Below are 2823 nucleotides of genomic sequence, written 5' to 3' on the forward strand. Positions count from 1 at the left end.
CTTTCAAAAGCGACTTGTTCTGACAGTTTTAAAAGTCTATTTTCCATCTCCATTTAAATCTCCCCCTCAAAAGGAAATTTAAATCTGTATTTACGTTTTGTAAAAATCACTTATTGGGAGGACACATATGCATCCAAAAATAAACTTCATGAATTGTTTCTTTTGATTTTTTTAAATTATATTCAATCTGTTTATAAAAATCAGGCAAACATAAATTTTTATTCTCATAATGTTTTATAAACAAAAGAGCGTACCCATAGCATCCCCCATTTTTTAAAAATTTAGAGCTAAAATTTTTTTTCTCGAAATGAACTAGTTCAGTCATATTTTGACTAAAACTAAATTTTTTATTAAAAAAAATGATTTTAAATAATCTTTAAAATACATATCTTTATTCTCATTTAAATTTATTCAGACTTAATTTTTAATACCCATTTTAAAGCTTAAAAATATTAAAATATCTTTATAAATAATAATAAATTTTGTCAATAAATTAAATATAATATAAATATTTATCATTGAAATTATTATTTTTTATTTTCGTTTTTATTATATATAAATTTTATTATATAAAATAATGATTAGATAAATAAAGGCCTAAAAGACTCCGCACTAGCAAGTTTTACTGCAGATTCAAAAGAGGAAGGAATATCATTTGATAATAGAGAATCTTCAGGAATATATTCAAATATTTCTGCATAACTTTTTGATTCTGTTTCACTCACTCTTCTCATGACATGCCAAGGGCGTAATTCATGCGTTCCTTCTAAACCCATAGCATCAATAATTTCAACCATACTTTTTATGGTTTCATGATGAAAATGTGTAACTCTTTTCCTTTTTTCTTTAATAACTAATCCATTCATGAGTTCAGGATCTTGTGTTGCAATTCCTGTTGGGCAATCATTTGCATTACATTTTAGCGCTTGGATGCATCCTAAAGCCAACATCATACCACGAGCTGAGTAAACAAGATCGGCACCTAATGCAATTAATTTTATCATTTCAAAACCAGTTGTTACTTTACCTGATGACATAATTCGAATCTTTTTTCTTAAACCAAATCCGACAAGACAATTATGAACAAAAATTAAAGCATCAATTCCAGGAGTCCCAACGGAATTGGTAAATTCTAATGGGGCCGCACCTGTTCCCCCTTCTGCACCATCAATAGAAATATAGTCAGGCATCATATTTGTTAACTTCATGGCCTTGCACAAAGCTACAAACTCCCATTTATTTCCTAAACAAAGTTTTAACCCAACGGGTTTTCCTCCTGATAATTTTCTTAATTTAGCTATAAAATACATCATTTCTGTTGGGGTTGAAAAAGCCGTATGTGCAGGAGGTGATAAAACATCTTTTCCTAATGGAACTCCTCTAATTTCAGCAATTTCAGGTGTTACTTTTTTTGCAGGAAGGATACCACCATGCCCAGGCTTTGCCCCCTGAGATAATTTGATTTCAATCATTTTAACTTGATGGGTATGAGCTGCTTTTTTTACAAATTCAAGCTCATTAAAGAAGCCATCTTTATTTCTACAGCCAAAATATCCCGTTCCTATTTGCCAAATGATGTCCCCCCCATTCGCTAAGTGATGTGGAGTTAATCCGCCTTCTCCTGTATTATGAGCAAATCCACCATCTTTAGCCCCTCCATTTAAAGCCATAATGGCATTTTTACTCAGAGAACCATAACTCATAGCGGAAATATTTAACAAATTGGCGCTATAAGGCTGCAAACAATCTGAATTCCCAATCATTACTCTTAAATTATTTGGACTCATTTGAGTGGGTCTTAAAGAATGATTTACCCACTCATAGCCTACTTGGTAAACATTTTTTCTCGTGCCAAACGGAACGGAGTCGCGCACACCCTTCGCTCTTTGATAAACAACTGTTCTCTGCTCTCTATTAAAAGGAACTCCATCGGTATCTGATTCTATAAAATATTGCTGAATTTCAGGACGTATCACTTCAAACATATACCTAAAATGAGCAATAACTGGAAAATTTCTTTTTAATGTCTGCGTAGTTTGTAACATATCCCTAATACCAATGATAATTAAAGGAATAATAAGAATTAAAGAAAATAAAAAATAAGGAAACACAAATATTGAGACAATATTTAGCAGAATTAAAATAGAAGAAGTAATAACAAATATTTTTCTCATTTTTTCCTCTAAAAACGGATGATGCTAAATTCAAAATTCCTTATAATAGATTAAGCTCAAATCATATTAACAACAAAATTTTAAAACCTATCCAAGTGACAAAAAAATGGAGAAGTTTTCATATTATTCAAATTTATATGACAATTTAATAAGTTAGCTTAAATCTTGCCCCTACTACCGCTTGCACCAAACATGAAAAAGCAATACATCTCCAAAGGGAATGGGGAGTAGTTTATGGCACAAATTTTAAAATTTAATAAAGTATTTAAAAACTATGGCAATACCAGTGTCATTCGTGATCTAAATTTTAGTATTTCTAAAGGAGAAATCATTGCTCTTTTAGGAGTAAATGGAGCTGGAAAAACAACGACAATAAAAATGATGCTTGGACAAGAAATCCCAACTTCTGGAACAATTCAATTATTTGATAAAAATCCTCAAGATCCAGATGCACGTATTTCTGTTGGCATGACTCCTCAAAATATAGAGTTTCCCGAAGGAATTTTAGCTCTTGAGATTTTACAATTTATTCATGCACATTACCCAAATCCATTTTCCGTTTTGGAAATGATCGATAAATTTGAACTCACCTCTTTTTTAAAGACAAAAGCATCTAAATTATCTGGTGGACAAAAGCGAAGATTAGCCC

Annotated in this window: 2 protein-coding genes; one reads left to right on the top strand and one right to left on the bottom strand. The window is 31.1% G+C overall.

The window, feature by feature from the left end; translation table 11 throughout:
* Positions 1–581: 581 nt before the first annotated feature.
* Complete coding sequence (locus tag ACIQ56_RS16370) at positions 582–2174, bottom strand: FMN-binding glutamate synthase family protein (RefSeq protein WP_397602107.1); 1593 nt, start codon at positions 2172–2174, stop codon at positions 582–584.
* 234 nt (positions 2175–2408) lie between these two features.
* Here ACIQ56_RS16370 and ACIQ56_RS16375 point away from each other — a divergent pair.
* Positions 2409–2823 (top strand): ATP-binding cassette domain-containing protein (locus ACIQ56_RS16375; protein WP_397602108.1); only part of this gene is annotated, 415 nt, incomplete at its 3' end.

It is taken from the genome of Silvanigrella sp. (assembly GCF_044369315.1).
Taxonomy (GTDB): Bacteria; Bdellovibrionota_B; Oligoflexia; order Silvanigrellales; family Silvanigrellaceae; genus Silvanigrella.

Bases quoted from the DNA above. Each gene is read 5' to 3' on its own strand.
- ACIQ56_RS16370 (WP_397602107.1), bottom strand. From the start codon at position 2,174: ATGAGAAAAATATTTGTTATTACTTCTTCTATTTTAATTCTGCTAAAT.